At 41.6% G+C, this 23,935-nt stretch carries 23 protein-coding genes, 1 pseudogene and 1 riboswitch; of the genes and pseudogenes, 20 read left to right on the top strand and 4 right to left on the bottom strand.

Translation table 11 applies throughout. From position 1 onward, the window contains the following. The first annotated feature begins 14 nt into the window (after positions 1-14). Positions 15-1,292 (top strand): GTPase ObgE, encoded by a 1,278-nt coding sequence (obgE, locus tag GOP56_RS22165; RefSeq protein WP_003346151.1) that lies wholly within the window; start codon positions 15-17, stop codon positions 1,290-1,292. A 36-nt stretch (positions 1,293-1,328) separates the two neighbouring features. Beyond that, complete coding sequence (locus GOP56_RS22170; protein ID WP_003338375.1) at positions 1,329-2,084, top strand: PilZ domain-containing protein; 756 nt, start codon at positions 1,329-1,331, stop codon at positions 2,082-2,084. 65 nt (positions 2,085-2,149) lie between these two features. On the opposite strand, the gene GOP56_RS23515 is transcribed toward GOP56_RS22170, so the two are convergent. Next, complete coding sequence (locus GOP56_RS23515) at positions 2,150-2,302, bottom strand: hypothetical protein (protein ID WP_003338374.1); 153 nt, start codon at positions 2,300-2,302, stop codon at positions 2,150-2,152. Between the two features lie 209 nt (positions 2,303-2,511). Between GOP56_RS23515 and GOP56_RS22175 the strand changes: the two genes are divergently transcribed. The 7 genes and pseudogenes from GOP56_RS22175 to GOP56_RS24115 form a co-directional block, all read left to right on the top strand. Further along, positions 2,512-2,958, top strand: a complete 447-nt coding sequence (locus tag GOP56_RS22175) for an ACT domain-containing protein (RefSeq protein WP_003338373.1) — start codon at positions 2,512-2,514, stop codon at positions 2,956-2,958. Between the two features lie 28 nt (positions 2,959-2,986). Next, positions 2,987-4,312 (top strand): homoserine dehydrogenase, encoded by a 1,326-nt coding sequence (locus GOP56_RS22180; RefSeq protein WP_003346145.1) that lies wholly within the window; start codon positions 2,987-2,989, stop codon positions 4,310-4,312. Next, positions 4,305-5,363: a threonine synthase gene (gene thrC / locus GOP56_RS22185; protein ID WP_163246660.1), complete on the top strand. Its 1,059-nt coding sequence runs from the start codon at positions 4,305-4,307 to the stop codon at positions 5,361-5,363. The genes GOP56_RS22180 and thrC overlap by 8 nt, the downstream gene beginning before the upstream one ends. Before the next feature lie 13 nt (positions 5,364-5,376). After that, positions 5,377-6,315, top strand: coding sequence for a homoserine kinase (thrB, locus tag GOP56_RS22190; RefSeq protein ID WP_163246661.1), 939 nt, complete (start codon positions 5,377-5,379; stop codon positions 6,313-6,315). Between the two features lie 36 nt (positions 6,316-6,351). Then, positions 6,352-7,224, top strand: a complete 873-nt coding sequence (pheA, locus tag GOP56_RS22195; protein ID WP_163246662.1) for a prephenate dehydratase — start codon at positions 6,352-6,354, stop codon at positions 7,222-7,224. A 59-nt stretch (positions 7,225-7,283) separates the two neighbouring features. Next, the gene (ilvE, locus tag GOP56_RS22200; RefSeq protein ID WP_003338366.1) at positions 7,284-8,165 is read left to right on the top strand and encodes a branched-chain-amino-acid transaminase; all 882 of its coding nucleotides are present in this window, start codon (positions 7,284-7,286) and stop codon (positions 8,163-8,165) included. A 175-nt stretch (positions 8,166-8,340) separates the two neighbouring features. Beyond that, a pseudogene (locus GOP56_RS24115) lies at positions 8,341-8,397 on the top strand (LysM peptidoglycan-binding domain-containing protein); the annotation flags it as partial. A 131-nt stretch (positions 8,398-8,528) separates the two neighbouring features. Here the strand turns inward: GOP56_RS24115 and GOP56_RS24120 are convergent. Next, complete coding sequence (locus GOP56_RS24120; RefSeq protein WP_254068751.1) at positions 8,529-9,131, bottom strand: hypothetical protein; 603 nt, start codon at positions 9,129-9,131, stop codon at positions 8,529-8,531. Positions 9,132-9,267: 136 nt separating this feature from the next. On the opposite strand from GOP56_RS24120, the gene GOP56_RS24125 reads away from it, so the two are divergent. From GOP56_RS24125 to GOP56_RS22215, 3 genes are all read left to right on the top strand, one after another. Further along, positions 9,268-9,675 (top strand): hypothetical protein, encoded by a 408-nt coding sequence (locus GOP56_RS24125; RefSeq protein ID WP_254068753.1) that lies wholly within the window; start codon positions 9,268-9,270, stop codon positions 9,673-9,675. Between the two features lie 15 nt (positions 9,676-9,690). Then, positions 9,691-10,683, top strand: coding sequence for a phosphotransferase (locus tag GOP56_RS22210; protein WP_163246664.1), 993 nt, complete (start codon positions 9,691-9,693; stop codon positions 10,681-10,683). Positions 10,684-10,942: 259 nt separating this feature from the next. Further along, positions 10,943-12,757, top strand: a complete 1,815-nt coding sequence (locus tag GOP56_RS22215; protein ID WP_003338363.1) for a glycerophosphodiester phosphodiesterase — start codon at positions 10,943-10,945, stop codon at positions 12,755-12,757. A gap of 66 nt (positions 12,758-12,823) precedes the next feature. Here the strand turns inward: GOP56_RS22215 and GOP56_RS22220 are convergent, their stop codons facing one another. Continuing rightward, positions 12,824-15,364: a bifunctional 2',3'-cyclic-nucleotide 2'-phosphodiesterase/3'-nucleotidase gene (locus GOP56_RS22220; protein WP_163246665.1), complete on the bottom strand. Its 2,541-nt coding sequence runs from the start codon at positions 15,362-15,364 to the stop codon at positions 12,824-12,826. Positions 15,365-15,661: 297 nt separating this feature from the next. Between GOP56_RS22220 and GOP56_RS22225 the strand changes: the two genes are divergently transcribed. The 3 genes from GOP56_RS22225 to GOP56_RS22235 all read left to right on the top strand — a co-directional run bounded on the left by GOP56_RS22225 (position 15,662) and on the right by GOP56_RS22235 (position 18,751). Continuing rightward, positions 15,662-16,267: a BofC C-terminal domain-containing protein gene (locus GOP56_RS22225; protein ID WP_022585787.1), complete on the top strand. Its 606-nt coding sequence runs from the start codon at positions 15,662-15,664 to the stop codon at positions 16,265-16,267. Positions 16,268-16,506: 239 nt separating this feature from the next. Further along, positions 16,507-16,611: riboswitch (purine riboswitch) on the top strand. A 204-nt stretch (positions 16,612-16,815) separates the two neighbouring features. After that, a complete protein-coding gene (locus GOP56_RS22230) occupies positions 16,816-17,412 on the top strand; it encodes a xanthine phosphoribosyltransferase (RefSeq protein ID WP_003345316.1) in 597 nt (198 codons plus the stop codon). A gap of 25 nt (positions 17,413-17,437) precedes the next feature. Continuing rightward, positions 17,438-18,751, top strand: coding sequence for a nucleobase:cation symporter-2 family protein (locus GOP56_RS22235; protein WP_022585786.1), 1,314 nt, complete (start codon positions 17,438-17,440; stop codon positions 18,749-18,751). Positions 18,752-18,837: 86 nt separating this feature from the next. Here the strand turns inward: GOP56_RS22235 and GOP56_RS22240 are convergent, their stop codons facing one another. Further along, positions 18,838-20,001, bottom strand: coding sequence for a hypothetical protein (locus GOP56_RS22240; RefSeq protein ID WP_163246666.1), 1,164 nt, complete (start codon positions 19,999-20,001; stop codon positions 18,838-18,840). 185 nt (positions 20,002-20,186) lie between these two features. On the opposite strand from GOP56_RS22240, the gene GOP56_RS22245 reads away from it, so the two are divergent. The 5 genes from GOP56_RS22245 (at position 20,187) to queA (ending at position 23,825) form a co-directional block, all read left to right on the top strand. Beyond that, positions 20,187-20,378, top strand: coding sequence for a hypothetical protein (locus GOP56_RS22245; RefSeq protein ID WP_003345319.1), 192 nt, complete (start codon positions 20,187-20,189; stop codon positions 20,376-20,378). A 237-nt stretch (positions 20,379-20,615) separates the two neighbouring features. Continuing rightward, positions 20,616-21,116 carry a crossover junction endodeoxyribonuclease RuvC gene (gene ruvC / locus GOP56_RS22250; RefSeq protein WP_003345320.1) on the top strand — a complete coding sequence of 167 codons (501 nt, stop codon included), beginning with the start codon at positions 20,616-20,618 and terminating at the stop codon, positions 21,114-21,116. Then, a complete protein-coding gene (gene ruvA / locus GOP56_RS22255; RefSeq protein ID WP_003338354.1) occupies positions 21,113-21,733 on the top strand; it encodes a Holliday junction branch migration protein RuvA in 621 nt (206 codons plus the stop codon). The genes ruvC and ruvA overlap by 4 nt, the downstream gene beginning before the upstream one ends. 6 nt (positions 21,734-21,739) lie before the next feature. After that, positions 21,740-22,747: a Holliday junction branch migration DNA helicase RuvB gene (ruvB, locus tag GOP56_RS22260; RefSeq protein WP_003338353.1), complete on the top strand. Its 1,008-nt coding sequence runs from the start codon at positions 21,740-21,742 to the stop codon at positions 22,745-22,747. Positions 22,748-22,796: 49 nt separating this feature from the next. Beyond that, positions 22,797-23,825, top strand: coding sequence for a tRNA preQ1(34) S-adenosylmethionine ribosyltransferase-isomerase QueA (gene queA, locus GOP56_RS22265; RefSeq protein ID WP_163246667.1), 1,029 nt, complete (start codon positions 22,797-22,799; stop codon positions 23,823-23,825). The last annotated feature ends 110 nt before the right edge of the window (positions 23,826-23,935 follow it).

The raw sequence follows: 23,935 nt of genomic DNA on the forward strand, positions 1-23,935 counted from the left end.
GAGGTGGCAATTTCGTGTTTGTTGATCAAGTAAAAGTTTATGTAAAAGGTGGAGACGGCGGTAATGGAGCAGTTTCATTCCGTCGTGAAAAGTATGTAGCACTCGGAGGTCCTGCGGGTGGAGATGGTGGTAAGGGAGCGAACGTTGTTTTCGTCGTGGACGAAGGGTTGCGTACGCTTATTGATTTCCGTTACCAACGACATTTTAAAGCAAAACGTGGTGAACACGGAAGAACGAAAGGAATGCACGGTGCTGGAGCAGAGGATATGATCGTTCGTGTTCCTCCAGGTACTACCGTGTACGATGATGATACGCAAGAAGTGATTGCTGATCTTATTGAACATGGTCAGCGTGCAATTATTGCTAAAGGTGGCCGCGGCGGACGAGGTAATATTCGTTTTGCCACGTCTTCTAATCCGGCTCCAGAGATTGCGGAGAACGGTGAACCAGGTCAAGAACGCTATATTCGTATGGAATTAAAGCTGATTGCGGACGTAGGCTTAGTTGGTTATCCAAGTGTAGGAAAATCAACGCTTCTATCTTCCGTTACAGCAGCAAAGCCTAAGATTGCTGCGTATCATTTCACAACAATCGCTCCAAATCTAGGTGTAGTAGACCTAGGTGAAAAAAGCTTTGTAATGGCTGATTTGCCAGGCCTTATTGAAGGTGCTCATGAAGGTGTTGGGCTTGGTCATCAGTTTTTACGTCATGTTGAGCGTACAAGGGTGATTGTACATGTGATTGATATGGCTGCGACTGAGGGCCGTGATCCATACGAGGACTATCTTCAAATTAACGAAGAACTTAAACATTACAATGCCCGCATGGAAGACAGACCACAAATTATTGTGGCTAATAAAATGGATTTGCCGGATGCAGAAGTGCATTTACAGGCTTTCCGTGAAAAATGTCCAGATGCGAAAATATATCCGATTTCTGGCGCCACTCGTCAGGGTGTACAAGAACTCATGTATGCTATTAGTGATTTACTTGAGACGATCCCAGAGCGTTTCGAAGTAGAGGAAGTAGTGGAAGTAGAAGAAAGAGTTGTATTTAAAGCAGAGCCAGAAGAAATACCATTTGTCATTACAAGAGAGAATGACGTATTTGTGGTGAGTGGTGAGAAGCTTGAAAAATTAACGAAGATGACTAACTTGAACAGCTATGACTCCATACAACGTTTTGCACGTTTGATGCGCACTATGGGAATTGATCAGGCCCTTCGTGAACGTGGTGCGAAAGACGGGGATACCGTTCAGATTGGTAAATTTGAATTTGAGTTCCAAGAGTAAACTTTCGTTAAAAGTGAGTGTGGTGAGATGGGGACTATGGGGGAAGACAGACAGCTTGTACGCGGAACCATTGTACATGTATCACGTGAAAATGAATCCGTTGCTCTAAAGGATGCTATGATAGAGTATCAGAAGGGAGATTATTTACTACTCTCTTGTATTTTAGATCAGGCGAATCCTTCTTTTTTGGGTTGTATTCTTCATGTGCGTTTCAATGAAGGTCAGGAGTATCAAGCCTACGAGGTATATACAGAGAAGATCGCATGGCCGGTTGTGATTATGGGGCTACTCCCTGTACGCACAGAATCAGTAGCTGAGGGATCGAAGCAGCAGAAAGGACAAACCTCTTCCTCTGTTGAAAGCTCTCATGATGCTACTCGCCAAGCTATCCTAGCAAAATTAAAGGGAAGCAAGCAAGATGCATCCGCTCTCACGAATAACCAGTCTGGTAATCGAGAAAATCAGGCTCAACAATTGGTGAATCCTGACTTTATTATTAATGTTCCTTACAAGCGAATGGGAGCTAAACCGAATGAAGAGCTGGGAGAGGGAGTACTCCTTAGCTTTTCGGAAAAGGAGCTTCATGTAGGAACAGATGGTTATTTGGCAAAGGGGGATTTTGTTAATCTCTCGTTTGTAATTCCACGTACGAAAACGGAAGTAGTAGCTATGACGAAAGTAATTGAAAAGCGGTTTGATAATAATATCACAATTGTTACGCTCTCGATCACAGATGTTGATCCTGCTCAGCATGCTGAGCTAATCGCCTACCACAAGACGATGTTATCATAAACCTTAATAAAGGCACCTCGTTTACCATAACGAGGTGCCTTTTTATTTTGCTTTGTGAGCGTCAATCAGCCTCCGCGCTCGTTGTCTATCTGATAATTTGGAGAAACAGCCATGCGCTTCTCATCTAATTTTTTCCCGAATTGATCCAGCGATCCCGGTTTTCCAACACCATTGTGGTTACGTCTTTGTGATTTATCAGATTTTCCACGTCCACCCATTTGTTACACCTCCTTTATTAGAGTAAGATGGTACATTTTTTGATTGGGAAAACATGGACAGTATAGGGTTTTTGCCTGTTTTACTGTCACAGCCTAGTGTGTACGTCGATAGTCGCTTTCATGTAATCCGCTTTTTGGGGTTGTCATAGTATCAGAGTCAGCGTATAATGTCCTTTATAAGAAAACACTTGTATTTTTCAGGAGGACACATGAGTAAACGAGATGAAAAATTCTATTTAATTCGAGCGGACATCCTCCCAGAATCGATCGCGAAGACGATTGAAGTAAAAAAACTGTTAGAATCAGGCGAAATTGACACGGTGAATGAAGCGGTCGAGCGGGTTGGACTGAGTCGTAGTGCTTTCTATAAATACAAAGATGCGATTTTCCCTTTCAATGCCATGATGAGTGAAAAGATTATGACCGTGAGTCTTACGTTGGAGCATCGTTCAGGTATTTTATCAAGGGTATTGCAATTTGTAGCAGAAAAAGGCGGGAATGTCCTAACAATCAATCAAACCATTCCGTTGCAAGGGATTGCCAATGTAGCAATGTCTGTAGATATGGCACAGCTACATATGCCAACGACGGAGTTTTTAGATTTGCTTGAAAAGCTACAAGGAGTACGCAAGGCATTAATCGTGGGCAGAGGCTAATAACGAGGACAACCAAGGAGGCGTAAGCATGGAGAAAAAGCAGGTAAAAGTAGGCTTGATGGGACTTGGAACGGTAGGAACAGGTGTAGTTCGGATTGTGGACGCTCATCAGGAGGACCTGTTTAACCAAACGGGTCTGAGCATTGAGATTCATAAGATTCTGGTACAGGACAAAGAAAAAGCCCGGAGTATCGTAATTGATCAGGAGAAAATCACCACGAACGCGGATGATTTAATAGAAGACCCGGATATTGATGTCATTGTTGAGGTAATTGGTGGCATACACCCTACAAAAGATTATCTGCTAAAGGCTCTTGCAAAAGGGAAAAATGTAGTCACTGCAAATAAGGATTTAATGGCGTTGCATGGTGCAGAGCTATTGCATAAAGCACAAGAAAAAAAATGCGATGTTTTTTATGAAGCGAGTGTTGCTGGGGGAATTCCGATACTTCGCGCTTTGGTAGAAGGCTTTTCCTCGGACAGAATCACTAAAATGATGGGGATTGTAAATGGTACGACTAACTATATTATGACGAAAATGAGCAAGGAAGGGGCTGAATATCGGGAAGTACTGGCTGAAGCTCAAGCCCTTGGATATGCAGAGTCTGATCCGACTGCCGATGTGGAAGGCTTCGATGCCGCTAGAAAGATGGCAATCCTCTCTACACTGGGCTTCCGTGTTCCGATGAATTTGGAAGATGTACAGGTAAGAGGTATTAGCAAGGTTAATAAAGAGGATATTGCTTACGGAAAAAAATTAGGCTACGAAGTTAAGCTGCTTGGAATTGCACGTCGCGATAACGATGAGATTGAAGTAAGCGTACAGCCTACAATGGTTCATAAGTCTCACCCGTTAGCTTCTGTGAATGGCGTGTTTAACGCGGTGTATGTTCATGGGGAAGCGGTGGGAGAAACGATGTTTTATGGACCTGGAGCTGGTGAGATGCCAACGGCTACAGCAGTGGTTTCTGATTTGATTAGCGTAGTAAAAAATATGAAATTAGGTGTAAATGGACGTGGAACAGTGGCCCCATACAAAGAGAAAAAGCTAAAAACTGATGATAAAAAATTCTCGAAATACTTCATACGACTGATCGTTGCAGATAAGCGTGGCGTACTTGCTCAAATTACAAACCTGTTAGCAGAAAAGGATGTTAGTTTGGATCAGGTTATCCAACAGCCGTATCAGGATAGCGGTCAATCCGAGATTGTAATGGTTACACATACTTCCTCCAAATATAATGTGGCATCCGTACTAAAAACGCTAGAGGGCATGGATGTGATTAGCGAAATTAAGAGCTACTATCAGGTGGAGGGTACAGATAAGGAAGCAGGTGCTGTTCATAATGAGTAAGGATAGACTAGGGATTATCGCACAGTATAAAGAATTTTTGCCCGTATCAGAAAATACGCCTCTTTTGACCCTGCATGAGGGAAATACTCCATTGGTCCATGCAGCTCGCTTATCTGAAGAGTGGGGAGTAGAGCTTCACTTTAAATATGAGGGGTTAAATCCGACCGGCTCCTTTAAGGACCGAGGCATGGTGATGGCAGTTGCCAAGGCAGTGGAAGAGGGAAGCAATACCATTATGTGTGCTTCAACAGGTAATACATCTGCTGCCGCTGCCGCTTATGCAGCTCGTGCAGGACTGCGTTGTATCGTATTAATTCCAGATGGAAACATTGCCCTGGGTAAATTGGCCCAAGCAATTGCTTATGGAGCAGAAGTCATTTCAATCAACGGCAATTTTGATGAAGCCTTGCGCATTGTCCAACGAATTACACAAGAAGAGCCCATTACTTTAGTTAATTCGGTAAATCCATATAGAATTGAAGGGCAAAAAACAGCATCCTTTGAGATATGTGATCGTTTAGGAGAAGCTCCTGATATTTTAGCAATTCCAGTTGGAAATGCAGGTAATATCACAGCTTATTGGAAGGGCTTTACAGAATATCATCGAGCAGGTAAGATTACCGCCCTACCAAAAATGTATGGATTTCAAGCAGCAGGAGCAGCCCCACTTGTCTTAGGGCATCCTGTAGAACAGCCTGAAACAATTGCAACAGCGATTCGTATCGGGAATCCTGCTAGCAAAGCTGGAGCTTTACAGGCATTGAAGCAGTCAAATGGTCGCATAGAAAGTGTCACAGACGAGGAGATTTTAGAAGCGTACCAGCTTTTGGCTAAAAAAGAGGGCATCTTCTGTGAGCCTGCCTCTGCAGCCTCCTTTGCGGGTATCATTAAATTGCACCGGATGGGACAGTTGGCACAAGGAGCTCGCATCGTATGCGTCTTGACTGGGCACGGCTTAAAAGATCCGAGCATCGCAATTAAGACCATTGCCAATGAACCCGTGAAAGTGCCTGCAACAAGAGAAGATGTCATGGGACTGATCAAAAAGTAAAGTAGGTGTCAGCATGTCAATACAGAAAGTAACAGTGAGAGTACCAGCTAGCACAGCCAATCTGGGTGCTGGTTTTGATACAATCGGTCTTGCTTTCCAGCTTTATACAGCCATAACCATGAGCATTGCCGAGCAAACTGCGATTCGATTAGTGGGACCAGAGCTTGCTAGCTTGCCTCAAGATAAAACCAATCTACTTTACGAAGTGGCGGCCTTCTTATTTGAGAAGGCCTCGCTTCCTATACCTGAATTATTTATTGAGGTAGAGACTGAGGTTCCCTTGACTAGAGGGCTTGGCAGTAGTGCAGCGGCAGTTGTAGGTGCTCTAATCGCAGCGAATGTCCTTGCAGGTAAGCCGTTTACAGACGGACAGCTCTTTACGTTTGCCAGCCGTTGGGAGGGACATCCAGATAATGTAGGAGCTTCACAATTTGGGGGTCTAATTATTTCAGCGTTACCAGATAATGAAGCTGAGCAAGTTCCTTATGCTAAATTTTCGGTTCCTGAGCGATTGAAGACACTGGTAGTCATTCCTGATTTTGAATTGTCTACTCATCAAGCGAGGAAAGCATTGCCTGATCAATATTCCCGTGAAGATGCGGTTTATAATATTTCACGTGCAAGCTTATTGGTTGCTGCGTTTGCTCAAGACCGTTTAGATTTATTGGCTACTGCTATGCAGGATCGTCTACATCAGCCTTATCGTACAGCATTAGTTCCAGGCCTATCTGAGATTGTAGAAAAAGCACAGGATTACGGCGCCTTAGGAGCAGCCTTGTCAGGAGCAGGGCCAACCATTCTTTGCTTTTTCGAACATGATCAAGCAGAGCAGAGACTGTTACAATTTATTGAACAAGTAATGCAGAAAAATCAATTAAGCTATTCTACTATGGTTCTCTTTCCTGATGATAATGGGGCAATTATTGACACAAGCCCTGTATATACAGCATAATGCATAGAAAAACATCAGATGGGAGCATGAAGTATAATGGGGAGAACACTAGCTTTTTTAGGACCTTCTGGCACATTTACAGAGGAGGCAGTACGTCATTTGCCTATTCAAGAGGAGCTTACAACTCAGCCATATGTAAGCATCCTTGATGTGCTGGAAGCAGTTAATACGAATCAGGCCGATTTTGGTGTGGTACCCATTGAGAATTCAATTGAAGGAACAGTTAATTTAACGATGGATGGCTTAATACATGGGGAGAAACTGCCTATTTTAGCAGAATTGGCTCTACCAATCACACAGCACCTATTAATGGCAGTTAGGCCAAAGCCTCTTTTATTCCAGCAGATTACAAAGGTCTTCTCTCATTCGCATGCGATTGCCCAATGTCGCTTGTTCCTACAAAAATACTTGCCACATGTAGAGATTGAATATACCAACAGTACGGCGTCAGCAGCTAAACTTGTAAGTGAAGAACCAGATCAACCATGGGCGGCTATTGGAACGAGATTAAATACAGAAATATACCCGCTTTTTCTCGCTCAAAAAAGCATCCAGGACTATGCTAACAATTTTACGAGATTTGTGCTGGTGGGAAAAAGTCAGTTAGATTTACCGGTATCTGATAAGTATAAAACAACCATATTGGTCACATTACCCGAAGATTATTCAGGGGCACTGTATCAGGTATTGGCAGCATTCGCTTGGCGCAAATTGAATTTGTCCCGCATCGAATCACGACCTACGAAAAAAGGTCTGGGTAGCTATTATTTTGTATTGGATATCGTACAGGGCATGGACACAGTGTTAATGCCAGGCGCTTTTGCGGAGATAGAGGCATTAGGGTGTCAGGTTCGTTTACTGGGTAGCTATCCAGTGTTCGCCTATAGGGGTATAGGTGAAAAGAATTGACGCTATGTTGCATATAGATTTATACTATTCAAAAACGTTAGAAAAAAGGGTGAAGTAGCATGACGCAGCAGTTGATCTACTTAAACGGTGAATTTGTAGAAAAAGAAAATGCAAAAATTTCTGTCTATGATCATGGCTTCTTGTATGGCGATGGAATTTTTGAAGGAATTCGTGTTTATAATGGTAATATATTCCGCTTGCAAGAGCATATCGAACGTTTATATGAATCCGCACTATCCATCATGCTCGTTATTCCAATGAAAATAGAAGAAATGATGGATGCAGTAGTCGAAACCGTTAGAAAAAATGAACTGCGTGATGCCTATATACGACTTGTAATCTCGCGTGGCGATGGGGATTTAGGTCTTGATCCTCGTAGCTGTAAACGGGCGAATATTGTTATTATTGTTGAACAGCTTCGACTATTTCCGCAAGAATTATATGAGACAGGATTAAAAATTGTGACAGTTCCAACACGTCGCAACAAACCAGATGCATTGAATCCAAAGATTAAATCTCTAAATTATTTAAACAACGTTATGGTGCGTATGGAAGCTAGCATGGCTGGTGTTAGTGAAGCGTTAATGCTAAATAGCGAGGGCTATGTAACTGAAGGATCAGGCGATAATATTTTTCTTGTAAAAAAAGGTGTCATTTATACGCCTCCTACATACTTAGGTGCGTTGGATGGCATTACACGTCAAGCGATTATGGATATCGCTAGAGAACTAGGTTATGTGGTTAAAGAGGAACCTTTCACTCGTCATGATGTCTATATTGCTGATGAAGTATTCCTGACCGGGACAGCAGCAGAGGTAATCTCAGTATCAGAAGTAGATGCACGAGTAATTCGTGACGGAAAACCAGGTCCTGTGACAAAACAATTGCTGGAAGAATTCCGTCGTTATGTCCAAGTAGATGGTGTAAAAGTATACAAATAAAGGAAAGAAATCTAAAAATAACGGAGAACAGAGCCGGTAAATATTTATGGCTCTGTTTTTTTTATGCGATAAATTGAACAGGAGCAAAACGCCTAGAGGCGCATAACATGGTAGGGACTCAAGTATGAGAGGAGAGGCAGTAGTGAAAATCCATATCGTACAAAAAGGGGACACCATGTGGAAGATTGCTAAGAAATATGGTGTCGACTTTCAAGAACTATTGAATCTAAACAAATCAACAATAAAAAATCCGGATAAAATTATGCCTGGAATGAGAGTAAAAATACCAACAGGTAAACCTAGAAGACCGGGAATGGAACACCGACCGCACATGGAAAGACCGATGAAAGAAAGACCTGTGCCTCAGATGCCGAGCAAGGAGATGCCAATACCTCCAGCATATGAATCACCGGAGATGATGGAGTCACCGGAAATGATGGAGTCACCGGAAATGATGCCGCCACCTGTTGCGCCTGTACCGCCTGTACCATCTCCACCACCAGTAATGCCAGCACCGCCTAAGGAAATGCCAAAAAGGGAGATTCCACCTTTGAAAGAAATGCCCAAACGACGTGTTCCAATCCCAATACCTATACCAGTACCTATACCAAGACCAGCACCAAGACCGGTACCGCAACCGCAACCTAAACCATTGCCGCCCAAGAAAGAAATGCCTATACCAGCACCAAGACCAGTACCACAACCTAAACCACTGCCACCCAAGAAAGAAATGCCCAAACCGGTACCATGTCCACCATGCCCAACATGTCCACCATGTCCACCAAGTCGAACATGTCCGCCATGTCCGCCATGTCCAACATGTTCGCCATGTCCGCCATGTCCACCAATGCGGCCACAGCCACCAATGATAAGACCGTTTCCAGTACCCATGCCATATCCACTTATGTGTCCGCCGCCACCATGTCCACCATGTCCACCGCCGATATGTCCACCGCCAATAGTCATTCCAATGTATCCGCCAGCCGTAGCACCTTGCCCGCCTGATTGTAAACCAGAATGTTCGGAGTATTCATCTACTACTTCTAGTTCATGTACTCCAGATCACATAACAAGTATGAGTCCTTCTAGCACAAGCAGTTGCATGGAACAGAGTCCACAGCCACATCATCGACCTAGAGAAGCAGATAGTTCATGTCAGGAAAGTAGTATTTCCCATGCTCATAAATGGGTGGAGGATGATTGCACTCCAGAACATAAAACCGCTTATCCTTACTCAGAGTCAGGGTTCCATCAACCGATCAATCCTTATCCACCTGTTTACCCGGCACCTTCAATGCCACAGCCCTATCCGCATATGAAGCAGTATCCGCATATGAAGCAGTATCCGCAGTCCAAACATTGCCCGCATGTTCAACCCTACCCACATTCATCTTCAGATATGTATGGACATCACGTACAACACATGCCTACCAATCCTAATGTACCTCGTCCAGAGATGTGGCCAAAATGGGATAAAGGTCATGAAGAATCCTCGTTTACACCTTTCTGAAGGTAAACAGTCTAAATGGATGCCAACTTTATAAAAGCGTTAGAAAAAGCGTTTAGCTGTAAGATAGTAGGGATGAAAGCCCAACGAAGCGTTTTTTCTGTTCGCACCGATCGAGGGGCATGGATTGTCAAAGGGTATGCGGAAGAAGAGAAGGCCTTATGGGTTACGCATTTAGCTGACGTACTGCGAGAACAAGGTTTTTATAATACCGTGAAATACGTAGCGAACTCCTATGGTCATAAAGTGCAACCGATTGGAGACCGATTCTACACTGTCATGAAAGAAATAAATGGTAGAGATGCTACTTATACAAATGTAGGGGACATTAAAAAATCAGTGACTGCATTGGCTAGATTTCACCTAGCTGCAGAGGGTTTTCCCACTTACCCTTTTTTATCAGAAATGGAATTCAGCAAACCGCCTATTTTAGAAAAATGGGAGAGGAGACTGGAACAATTTCAGCGAATTTCCAAACGAATTGCTACGCGCGGTCCGCAAAATCGATTTGAGCTAATGATTCAAGGCATGGCGAAAGAGATTAAGAGAGATGGGCAGGAAGTCTTACAGGTTGTTAATCAAATGCCAATTAATCAGCAAATGGAGCAGGCTCATTATTACGGCACCTTAGCTCATCGAGATGTAGCTAGTCACAATTTTTTAATTAAGGAATCGGGTAGTTGTTATTTAATTGATTTAGATACTGTAGCTCCTGATATGCAAATTGTAGATCTGGTTCAGATAGCAAGTCGTATGCTATTTTTGCATAATTACGATAAGCGTATTTATCATCAGGCAATCGAATCTTATCACAAGATTAAGCATTTATCTGATGATGAAATTCAAATGATTTATCATTTACTCCGTTACCCAGATAATCCCTTACGTGAAATTACAGGTATCTATAATAAGCTACCAGGCTACCGAATAAAAAGTGTCACACATTTATTGCAACTGGAACGCAAATTAAAACGTGAACGTAGAAGGTTCTTTAAAGAAGGCTATTATTAATAAAGGAGCGACAACAGGTCGCTCTTTTTTGTTCAAAAAATCCATCGCTACATTTATGAAAACAAGCTCTATATGTGTGCAGGCAGCTTCACAGGAAGAAAATCATGTAGTTTTCATGAAAGCAGTTGTGATTTCTAGTAAAACTTTACTTAGAAATAAATTTTATCCTATAATTATAAACATGATTTCATAACGAATCGACTAATCAACAGGGTTTATCATAAAAGATAAAGATGGTGAGTTATAAGGAGAAAACGGGATGAATTTATTCAAATATGTGTGGAAAACGTTAAAGTATTCTTTCTGGAATATCTTGTTATTTGAGATTATGTATCGTCTATTTACGATCATAATTGTGATTCCATTCTTATCAGTAGTGTTGAAAAACTTAATCCAACAGAGTGGCTATACCTATGCAGCAAATAAGGATCTCTTATACTTTTTTCTCACGGAGTATGGAATTCTAGCCAGTGTGTTGCTGATGATATTTTCTGTTCTGATTATATTTTATGAGTTTGCCGTGTTAATCCTATTGATCTATTATGCAGGTAAGGAACAGAAAGTGCATTTACGCTTTGTGCTACGTAAAGCGTTATCACCATTACAGGCCCTGTTTACTTTTTCGTTGCCCGTTTTTGCCCTCTATCTATTGTTACTGCGTCCTCTGATGAAGCTGGGGGTCAGTAGCACCTTACTTCCGACATTAGCTATCCCTAATTTTATTACAGGCGAATTATTTAAAATGGAATATGGCGTTTATTTGTACATCGGTGTACTTTTCGTAGTATTTTGTATTAACATTCGTTGGATGTTTGCTTTACCAATTATAGTTCTTGAGGAGAAAAGCTTTTGGAGAGCGGCTAAAAAAAGTGGGGAAATTGTAAAAAAAAATCTAGGGCGTATTGTGGTTGTAGCTCTTTTTACCATTGCAGGGCTGTTCTTATTGTTTTTATCTGTAGATGGGGTTTCTGAACTATTGTACCGACTTTCTACATCAACAGGCAACGGCTATCTGGCTGCTTTAGGGGCGATAGTATATACGCATCTTATTTATATTTTTGCCATCTTTTTAACACCATTAATGCTGTCTATTATGACTTGGTTTTATATTCGTAAAGCTGGTGAGGAAGAGATCCACGTAATGGATGATCCTCATGTCTGTCCAGATAAACATCCTACATTTGTAAAAAGACATAAGTACAAATTACTTATTAGCTACATGGCTATCATTAGTGTGATTATTATAGCTGTTGTTAACTTTTTGTATGTGTTTCCAGCTTTCGAGCATAAACCAATAACGATGGCACATCGGGGAGCAACAGAAAAAGGGGTAGAAAATACTCTGGAAGCCATACAAGGAGCTATTGATGCACATGCTGACTATGCTGAGATTGATATTCTACAGACGAAAGACAAGCAGCTTGTCGTTATACATGATATTAATTTAGCTCGGCTTGCAGGTGTAGATAAACATGTTTATGACATGACGTTAGCGGAGTTAAGAGAGGTCACACTGCGTCAAGGAAGAGATACTGGAAAGATTAGTACATTAGATGAAGTCATCAAATATGCGAAAAACAAAATCAAATTAAATATTGAGGTAAAACTACATGGACACGAGCAGGAACAGGAGGTTATCACGGACCTGCTGCGTATCATAAAAGAAAATAGCTTTGAAACGGAATGCGTTATCCAGTCCTTGCATGATACAGTAGTGTACAACGTCAAGAAAGCAAATCCAAATTTACAGGTAGGGTTTGTATTATTTGCTAATCGAACAGGCTTAAAAGACTTGCCAGGTGATTTTTTCGTAATGGAGGAATACATGCTGAACAAGTCTGTATTGAAGGAAGCAAAATCGTTAAATAAAGCTGTTTATGTCTGGACTGCCAATAGCTATGATGCCATTTATACCTTCTTAAAAATGGGGGTAGATGGGGTAATTACAGATTATCCCGAATATGTTCATGAAGCAATTTGGCAGATTACTCAGGAGCATAAACAATACGGGCCATTCCGAGTGGCAACTGAGGCGATGGAGTCCATGTTTGATAAAATTATTCGTATAGAGTAGGGGACGGTTTTGGTTTAGTAAAAAAAAGAGAAAGGAATTTCCTTTCTCTTTTTTCATTGCATAGAATTATTTAATTGTTACTCCGAATGTTTCCTCCAAAAGACCAACTGGTAGGAATAGACGGTTTTTCACAATGTCGGAATTTGTTTCTAAGGTTTTACCATTAGCGATTACTTCAGAAGCCCCAAGGACATAAACAAGTTTTGCATCTCCTTTAGTCAAAGTAACGCTTCTTGTTTTATTGTCGTAGGCTACTTGAATACCTAAGCCCTCAGCCGTTGTACGAACAGCAACTAGTTTATTCAAGTCTTTCTTAGGTTCCTCTTTTTTCACGTCTTCTTTAGAAGCATCGTCTTTCTTAGGTTCTTCTTTTTTCACGTCTTCTTTAGAAGCATCGTCTTTCTTAGGTTCCTCTTTTTTCACGTCTTCTTTAGAAGCGTCGTCTTTCTTAGGTTCTTCTTTTTTCACGTCTTCTTTAGAAGCGTCGTCTTTCTTAGGTTCTTCTTTTTTCACGTCTTCTTTAGAAGCGTCGTCTTTCTTAGGTTCTTCTTTTTTCACGTCTTCTTTAGAAGCATCGTCTTTCTTAGGTTCTTCTTTTTTCACGTCTTCTTTAGAAGCGTCAGCAGATTCAGCTACTTTTTGAGTTGTAGTAGAAAGGTCAATGGTATATTTAGCAAAACCGTTTTCTCCCTCACCAATATACTTGATGTATCCGAGCTTTTCAGCAACCTCTTTTGCTTTAGGAGAAGAGGTTAGTGTTACTTTCATGTCACCTTTGATTGGTGCAAAACCCCAGTTTCCATCAGCGGTTGGATTGAAGGATTTTTGCTCTTTAATGTAGTTAATTAACACTTCGCGGTTTTCGTCTGGAGAATCGATGATGACATTAGAACCATCAATACCAGGGAAGTTACCGCCACCGAAAGCACGATAGTTATTTGTTACCACGATGAATTTTTGCTTAGGATCGACAGGTTTACCGTTATATTGCAGGTTAATTACACGATTTGCTTTTTCATTAACCAAAGTACCCTTGATATCATAACGAGAAGGCTGAGTCAGATCGAATTGATACTCTACACCATCCAATGTATCAAAGTTATAAGTTGGGAAAGCATCATTAACTAATGCTTGCTCTTCTTTTTTGGTTGGATCGATTTGGTTAAATTGTCCAGCGGAACGCTCTAACCATTCTTTTACTTGGCTACCGTCGATTAATACAGCTTTAATTGTATTTGGGTAGATATATAGATCTGAAACGTTTTTAACAGCAATTGTTCCAGCCTTAATGTCTGTATAGTATTCAGCACCGTTACGTCCACCTGCTTTAAATGGTGCGGCTGCAGACAAGATTGGAGTACCTTCATATTCCGTTCCTTGCGTTGCTTTTTCTGCCCACCATCTTTGTGCGTTTGAAACGATTTGAACAGATGGATCGTCATTAACTAATGCAAAGAAACTGTTGATTGGGGCTTTTGTTTCGCCAACTGGTCCACGAACATAGCCTAAAGTGTTTTCATGGTCTTCTTTTACAGCATTAAGAATATCCTTATCAGCTTCTACAAGAGCTTTTTTGGTAGCAGCATCATAAACTGGACGAGCTTCAGTTGTGGAATCAACCACTTGCCATTTTCCATCTACTTGTTTAAGAGTTAGGTCGATAACACCTAGATGATCGCCCCAGAAGCCTGGCATAACAGATGGAATACCATTGATCGTACCTTTTGCTGTGTCAACGCCTTCAATTCCATCAAAATCTTTGCTTGGGAATAGCTTGTGCGCATGACCAAACAGGATAGCATCAATGCCTTCTACTTTACTTAGATAGTAAACGGCATTTTCGTCATTTCCTTTTGCTGGAGCTTTTTCAAATCCAGAATGAGGAATTGCTACGATGATGTCTGCCCCTTCTTTTTTCATTTGAGGAACGAATTTATTCGCCGTTTCAATGATATCCTTAGCGATTACTTTCCCTTCTAAGTGACCTTTGTCCCAAGCAGTTACTTGTGGAGGAGCAAATCCGATTGCACCGATTTTAATTGTTACTTCTTTTCCGGTTTCATCTTTTACTTTCTTTTCAAAGATGTGGTAAGGTGTGAAGTAGTTTTTATCGTTGTCAGGATTGTTATCCTTGTCGTCGATATAGATGTTAGCGTTTACGTATGGAAATTTTGCGCCTTTAAGAGAAGCTTGAAGATAATCAAGGCCAAAGTTGAATTCATGGTTACCGATGTTGCCTACTTCATAGTCAAGTAGATTCATCGCTTTGTAAATTGGATGAACATCTCCATCTTTCAATCCTTTTTCATGAATGAAATCACCAAGCGGATTTCCTTGAATCAAGTCACCATTGTCAAACAAAACGCTGTTTGTAACCTCTGCACGTGCTTTCTTGATCAAGGTAGCTGTTTTAGCTAGACCAAATTGATCAGTCGGAGCATCCTTATAGTAGTCATAGTTCACTACGTTTGTATGGATATCAGTTGTTTCCATTAAACGTAATTTAATAATGCTTTCTCCCTCTGCACCTACATGAGCTGTAGGAAGAGCAAACATACTTAGCACCATGGAGGTAGCTAGCACACTGTGTAGATGTGTCTTCTTCAAGTGAAAAGCCCCCTTAAAATATTATAAAATGATGAGAATTGGACAAGTTCGATCATATCACAAGTTTTTCATTTTCGACAGATAAATCGGGAGGAGCAACACAAAAATTACGAAGATTTTACGAGTAAAACGGGAAATGACTGACATAAAAAACGCTTACACTAACAATAATAACGAAATATAATATAACTCATATTAAAAACGTTCGTGATTTATTCGGTGATCTACTATTGTATAAAACTCGTTGCAGATGGAGAATAATAGGAGAAAAACGCCATCTAAAGGGGTTTTTCTGCTATGCTCAAATCATTGCGCCCAGCAAAACTGAAGTGGAAATGGCTAATGTTGTTTCTTGTGTTAACAATAGGCTTAGTATTGGGATTCTGGGTTTCTCGTCTTGAAATGAAGCTGACGAATCAAGTAGATAAAAATAGGATGTTATCGCAAATGGAAGGGAATGAAAGTGTCCCTGTATTCTCCATGCCAAGACAGGTCGTCTTAACCCGTACATACGTATGCGGTGTAACGGATGAGGAGAAAAAAGAAGTAAGAGAACAAACCTTAGAGCAAATATTGAAACCGTATGCCGGCTGGGAGCTGGTTTCGGTTCATCCAGATTATATTGTGCTACATAAAGAAGAGAATGACCTTGCTCCTATTTGTAAAGAGAAGGGTTACTTTGGTTTATCACCTGATGGTTTTTTAACCTTCTTTGAAGGGTTGCCAGATTATCAGAAAGTGATTCAAACCTTTTATCGAATTAACACGGATAGTATGAAAGCGAGCCTTTCTAAAGAAGAGCTTGGACATTTGTATAAAGGTATCCGTGTACATGATCTCGCTGAATATAACAGTATTTTATCTACTTTTAGCGAATTTCAACGACAGATTGAGCCTCAGTAATCAAAAGTCCGCTCATTTATTGAGTAATAAAAAAAACAATTAGCTTCTCTATTGCATTTCGATTGATGAGAAAAGCTGGTTGTTTTTTGTTGGACTGATTTGTTTGAATCTTAGGAGGAGAAAGGGTAGATCAAATATTCTCTACTATGTAATCGCTTCCTATTTATAATGGGAAAATATTGTTTGGGAGCGGGATGTGTTTCCTGCTTGTCGAAAAATAGTGGGTATGTTACAGTGTACCTATTCAATTTCAAATGACTCGTATAATTCTTGGGGATATGGCCCATAAGTTTCTACCAGATGACCGATCATCTCATCTGACTACGAGTGAAAGTGCATCTAGGGTTCCGCTTTTGTTATCCGTTTGTTGACAAGAGGGCTGGTCCAAGCGATGCAAGCTTTGTTATATACAAAGTACACCTAAGGGATAAAAACCCAGAAGGACAGGTTTCACTTGAACATTGTTATTCAAGTGCCTTGTCCTTTTGGGTTTTTTTGTTTTTTTAAAATACTTTGTTGCAAATGTGGAAAGGGGCTTTTGGCTACTCATGAAGGTATTACAGGAAAGAATTTGTCAGGACGGAAACGTATTGTCCGATACGGTTTTAAAGGTAGATGCTTTTTTAAATCATCAGGTGGACTCCAAGCTAGCCATGCTGATCGGGGAAGAATTTGCGAAGCGATTTGCTAAAGAAAACATTACGAAGGTTTTAACAATCGAGGCGAGTGGAATTCAATTTGCAATGGCAACAGGCTTTGCGCTACAAGTCCCTTTTGTTTATGCAAAAAAGAAAAAAGCAATTACGCAATCGGATGATGTATATACGGCATCTGTGCATTCTTTCACACGTAAAGAAACATACCAGATTAGTGTGGCTAAAGCCTATTTAAAGCCGGGTGAGCGCGTACTAATCGTAGATGATTTCCTAGCTACTGGAGCTGCGTTAGTAGGATTGTGCGACATTGTGAAAGAAGCTGGTGCCGAATTGGTTGGCGTAGGTGCTGTTATCGAAAAAAGCTTTCAGGAAGGCCGAGGCTTGCTTGAGGAAAGAGGGATTGCTATTCATTCGTTAGCTCGAATTAAATCGATGTCCCCAGAAACAGGTATTGAGTTTATCGAGGAAATCGGTGCCTGCAAATCGTAAGGCAAAAAGGGAGAGGTAGAGCGCAATGTTAAGCAAGCAAAAGATATTTACCTTGGGCTTTCAACAGGTTCTAGCGATGTATGCAGGGGCTGTTATCGTTCCGCTTATTATCGGTAAAGAATTGGGATTAACACCACAACAGATGGCATATCTAATCGCGGCGGACCTCTTCACCAGCGGGCTTGCGACCTTGCTTCAAGTCTATGGCGGAAGGTACATTGGATCGGGACTTCCCGTAATGCTCGGATGTACTTTTACAGCAGTAGGGCCCATCATTGCCGTGTCCCTTTCAGCAGGGAACAGCTTAACAACTGCATATGGTGCTATTATCGTATCTGGTATTTTTGTATTTTTATTTGCACCTTTGTTTGGTAAATTACTACGCTTTTTTCCAACAGTGGTTACAGGCTCAGTCGTTACCATCATTGGTTTATCCTTAATTCCTGTCGCGATGAAGAATGCGGCTGGTGGGGAAGGCAGTGCATCTTTTGGCTCTCCTACTAATTTACTTCTAGCTTTTTTAACCTTGCTTTTAATTCTGTTGTTTAATCGTTTTTTTACTGGATTTATTCGATCGGTTGCCGTATTGATTGGACTTGTGACGGGTACCATGATCGCCTTTTTCTTAGGCATGGTTGACTTCTCACATGTGTGGACTGCCTCCTGGATCAGCATTGTACAACCATTCTATTTCGGTACGCCGCGCTTTGATATAATGGCAATTCTAACGATGATAATCGTCAATATAATCAGTATGGTGGAATCTACCGGTGTTTATTTTGCTGTTGGAAAAGTAACGGACACCAAGATTGACTCCAAAACAGTAGTAAAAGGCTTACGTGCAGAAGGCCTTGCTATTACAATGGGTGGTGTCTTTAACGCGTTCCCCTATACAGCTTTCTCACAAAATGTAGGGCTTCTTTCATTGACGGGGATCAAAGGTCGAGAAGCCATTATGGGAGCAGGCGTAATTCTTGTTACATTGGGAATGCTGCCAAAATTGGCTGCACTTACAACCGTTATTCCCGATGCTGTACTAGGCGGGGCTATGATTGCTATGTTTGGGATGGTAGTTGCATCGGGTATTAATATTTTATCGAGTGTCGATCTATCCAAAAATGAAAATCTTTTAATTGCAGCTTGCAGTATTGCAGTAGGCTTAGGCTCCGCAGTGGTTCCACAAATGTTTGATCAGCTACCAGGTATGGCAAAGATGATTATGCAAAATGGAATCGTTACAGGCTCGTTAACCGCGATTGTATTAAATATTTGTTTGGCTCGAAAAGATAAGGCGGTTAAAAACGCTTCTCAGACGACCTCAGAAACGGTCTCTGTATAACGACAATTTCAGGTTAAAAGGTAAGAAAGGATGTTCCGAACAGCAAGATTGCTTAGGGAACATCCTTTTTACATCACCGTTTTTTGTTATTCACCAACAAGCTCCATTTCGGCGATTCGCCAACGATCCCATTGTGATCCTCTTACTAAGGTAAAATAACAGATTCTTTGATAGTTTTTCCCTTTCTTAGCATAGGAGAGTTTGACAGGGATGGTGACTGAAAACATATCGCTAGTTTCCTCCTCCGCTGTCATCTTATCTAAAAGCGGGTGCAACCGTTCACGAACATACACGGGATCATTCATGGATGTCAGAGAGCTTGGTGATCCCGCAACCAAAAAGGAAGCAAGAGGCTCTTCTTCCCGCAGACAGGTGAGATAATAATCAATAATTTGAAGCGGGCTAGCCTCCCGCAGAGCTGAATAGAGTGTTCCAGCCGCTTTTTGAATCATAAATTGGTGGCCAGCATCCGGCTCATGACGCTTATGAGTCGAGCTGCCTAAGAAGTGAATACAAAAATGCCCATTAAATTGATTTCCAGGAATTCCATCACCACCGTGAGGCATACCGTGCATGGAACCCGCATAATGTTTTCCGTTTATGGTCAGTAATATGGCGCGCCTTTTCCAGCTCCATTTCCCCTGATATATCCTTTTCATAATGAGAGTATCCTGCTTGGTTAAAGGTTGTACGTCAGCATGATCACTACCAGCTCGACGCTGTACACGGAATTGTTCACCTGATTCAATATCTGTGACAGTTCCGTAAGCCATACGTTTAAAGTTTTGTTGTACCTCGCTCCACGGCGATAATAAACCGTAATGCTTTTGTTCTGTTAAAGAAACCCATTTTTCAAGATGTGTACGCAATGAATTTGTTACTAGTACTTCCCGATAGGAGTCTTGTTCAAATAACCGCTGCTCATCACTATATAGATAACGATTTTTTTCCGTATAGATGATAGCCCGAATAAATTCTGGTTCAAAGCTTGAAATACGTGGGCTAGCTTCAATTAGCTGCCCCCATTTTTCCTGACCTGATATTGTCAGCTTCGATTGAAAAGCAGCATGTACAGAGGTTTTTACAATGATGGTAATGCCCCCTTGAGGCAGGGAACCCGGGGAAAATGGAACGAGTTTATTTGTTTCGTTTACGTACACATGATGTTTTCCGAAAACAGTGGTGGGGGAAAATAGTAAACAAAAGCAGATTAGCAGAAAATAGAGACTAGAAAAGGATTTCTTCTTCATAATATGTCCCCCTTTAAAATGACAAATGAAATCGACTTTAGTTATAGGATGCTTCCAGAAATCCATTTCATTCTAAGCTTGTTATCCATTACTGATCGAATGCCAATAGGTAAAATCGGGATACATACCGCAATCATCAACATCACATACTGTAGGGGACGGCCATGTGAAGGAGGAGTTCTTGTATGTCTTCAATGCCTAGAGGAAGCTACAAAGACCAGTTCCATCAACGCTTGTATGTTCAGCTCAACCAAGGTCATAACAAATTGGACTATCGAAAAATAAATAGTATCGAGAATCAGATGCAGCACGAAGTAGACGATTACGCCCATATGCAGCATGACTTAGCTGATGAGCTTGGTATGAACAAACACTAATTGGCCGTCCCACGTTATGAAACGAGGCAGGGGGAGTCTGTTGAGAATATCTCAGCAGGCTTTTTCTGCGTGCTCTGTCATGAATCAATGAAATGGGCTTAGGGGTGGAACGATAGAAAAAGCTAGGGCTCGATTGCTTATAATGGGGTTATCAAACTTTCAACGGAAATGCATGTTCGCAATCTGTCTGGTTTGTGTTACAGTTAAAGGAAGACAGGAAGAAGCGGAGAGAATGGAATGCGGATAGTCGGAATTGACCCGGGGATTGCAATTGTCGGGTTTGGTTTTATCGATAAAGAAGGAAGTTCCTTAAAGCCTGTACAGTATGGTAGCATACAGACAGAAGCTCATACACCTGTGCCGTTACGATTGCGTCAAGTGTATGATGCTACCATTGAGCTTTTGGAAACATATAAGCCTGATGAAATGGGCATAGAAAAATTGTTTTTTAACCGAAATGTGACCACGGCTTTTACTGTAGGACAGGCTCGGGGTGTTATTATTTTGGCTGCGGAGCAAAAAGGTATCCCGGTTTTTGAATACACACCAATGCAAATCAAGCAGGCAGTGACTGGCTACGGTGGAGCTGAGAAAAAGCAAATTCAAGAAATGGTACGGATGTTATTGAAGTTAAAAGAAGTGCCAAAACCAGACGACGTAGCAGACGCATTAGGTGTAGCGATTACACATGCTCAAAGCCGCACGTATTATGATATATCGGAAGGTGCAAAGAAATGATTGATTTTGTAGAAGGAATTGTCTCATATATAGATACGGAATACGTTGTGGTGCAAGCAGGTGGGCTTGGTTACCGCATTTTTTGTCCTAATCCTTATTATTTTGTGAAAGATGAAGGGAAGTCTTGCCGATTATTTACGCATCACCATGTACGTGAAGATGCGATTCATTTATATGGATTTGCAACCAGAGATGAACGTGATTTATATCGTCGACTGCTTGATGTGAATGGCATCGGACCAAAAGGCGCATTAGCTATCTTGGCTGGGGCTACACCTGACCAAATTGTTTCTGCTGTTCAACAAGAGAATGTGACTTATTTAACAAAGTTTCCTGGGATTGGGAAGAAGACGGCCCAGCGCATGATCTTAGACTTGAAAGATAAGTTGAAGGGCTTTACACCGTCTATGCTGGTTACAACTGCACCAGAATCTTTATTGGTGAAGGGAAATTCCGATATGGCTGCTTTAGAGGAAGCTATGCAGGCGTTGATGGCTTTAGGCTATTCAGACAACGAAACACAAGGGATTCGTCCTACATTGCTGGAATCAGCTAAATCGGGGGCTAGTGTAGAACAATTGATTAAACAGGGGCTTGCGCTCTTTATGAGGGGATAAAAAAAGATGGACGATAATCGGATTATTACCACCCATATGCAGTGGGAAGAAGATGCGAATGAATTTAGTTTGCGTCCTCGCTTCTTATCCGAATACATCGGGCAAAAGCAGGTAAAAGAGAATTTAAAGGTCTTTATCGAAGCTGCTAAAATGCGAAAAGAGGCGTTGGACCATGTATTATTATATGGACCTCCAGGTTTAGGAAAGACAACTTTATCCCAGATTATAGCTAATGAACTAGGTGTGAACCTAAAAACAACCTCTGGACCCGCGATTGAACGACCAGGTGATTTAGCTGCCATCCTTACGAATCTTCAAGAGGGGGATGTGCTGTTTATTGACGAGATACATAGACTAAATCGCAGTGTAGAAGAAGTCTTGTATCCAGCAATGGAGGATTTTGCTTTAGACATCATCATCGGAAAAGGGCCGAGTGCTCGCAATGTCCGACTTGACCTGCCGCCCTTTACCTTAATAGGGGCTACGACGCGTGCGGGCTTACTTTCGTCTCCGTTGCGCGATCGATTTGGGGTCGTTAATCGTTTGGAATTTTATACAATTGAAGAATTAGCTTTCATTGTGTCGCGTGCAGCAGACATCCTGCAAATTGGGATGCAAGAAGGTGGGGCTCTAGAAATTGCCAGGCGCTCCCGAGGGACACCGCGTATTGCCAATCGCTTATTAAAACGTGTCCGGGATTTCGCTCAGGTTCAGGGCGAAGGAATTATTACCCAAGAAATTGCCCATGAAGCTTTAGTCAGACTTCAGGTGGATGCTTGCGGACTCGATCATATTGATCATAAATTACTTCTTGCCATCATCGAAAAATTTGCAGGCGGACCAGTAGGACTAGATACGATTGCAGCTACCATTGGGGAAGAATCACAAACGATTGAAGATGTTTGTGAGCCTTATTTACTACAAATTGGGTTCATTCAGCGAACACCGCGTGGACGTATTGCGACACCAGCATGCTACACGCATTTTCAACTCCCGATGCCTTCTGAGTCTTAGAAGGATTTGTCCAACAGCAATGAATTGCAAAAAAGGAGATTAGAGAGACGTGGATGTAACTTTATTTGATTTTGACCTGCCTGAAGAGTTGATTGCCCAGCATCCACTTGAGGATCGCACAGGGTCTCGCTTGCTTGTTCTTGATAAACAAACAGGTGAAGTAACTCATCAGCAGTTTACGGACTTACTTACGTATTTAGAAGCGGGGGACGTGCTGGTTGTTAATGACAGTCGCGTGTTGCCCGCCCGTTTGATTGGCGTAAAAAGCGAGACAGGGGCTAAAATTGAGATTCTGTTACTTAAGTCGCTTGGGGATGACCGTTGGGAAACCTTAGCACGTCCAGGGAAACGATTTAAAGTAGGGACTGAGATAGAGTTTGGTGATGGTATGCTTCGCTGTGTTTGCGAAGAGATTACACCAACAGGAGGACGAATTGTTCGATTCTCCTACGAGGGAATTTTCTATGAGATTTTAGATCGATTAGGCTCAATGCCCCTGCCGCCTTATATTCATGAACAACTAGATGATCGCGAACGCTATCAGACTGTTTACTCTAAGGAAGTAGGCTCTGCAGCGGCACCGACAGCAGGTTTGCATTTTACACAAGAATATTTGGATAAGCTTCAGCAAAAAGGGATTAAACTAGCCTATGTTACTTTGCATGTGGGATTGGGAACCTTCCGTCCGGTGGAAGCAGATGTGATTGAAGAGCATGTTATGCATGCTGAGCATTATCAATTGACACAGGAAATGGCTGATCTGATCAATGGTGCAAAAGAGGCAGGTAAGCGTGTCATTGCTGTCGGCACTACATCTTGTAGAACGCTGGAGACTATTGCAAAAGAACATGGTGGCAAGCTAGTTGCTCAATCTGGCTGGACGGATATTTTTATGTATCCTGGCTATGAATTTGCGATTATTGACGGGCTTTTAACAAACTTCCATTTACCTAAATCAACGCTGGTCATGCTAATTAGTGCTTTGGCTGGACGTGAAAATGTTCTTCGTGCTTATCAAGACGCGATTGCCCGCAAGTATCGTTTCTTTAGTTTTGGAGATGCGATGTTAATTAAATAAAAGAATTTTTATGCGTTTTCTTGTGATTCGTGATCATACCTTTTATAATAGATAAGACGTAGGAAAAACATGCTAATAAAACAGATGGTGTTCACATCTGGTTATTGAGG

This window comes from Brevibacillus sp. 7WMA2 (genome assembly GCF_010748895.1).
In the GTDB taxonomy this organism is placed as follows: domain Bacteria; phylum Bacillota; class Bacilli; order Brevibacillales; family Brevibacillaceae; genus Brevibacillus_B; species Brevibacillus_B halotolerans.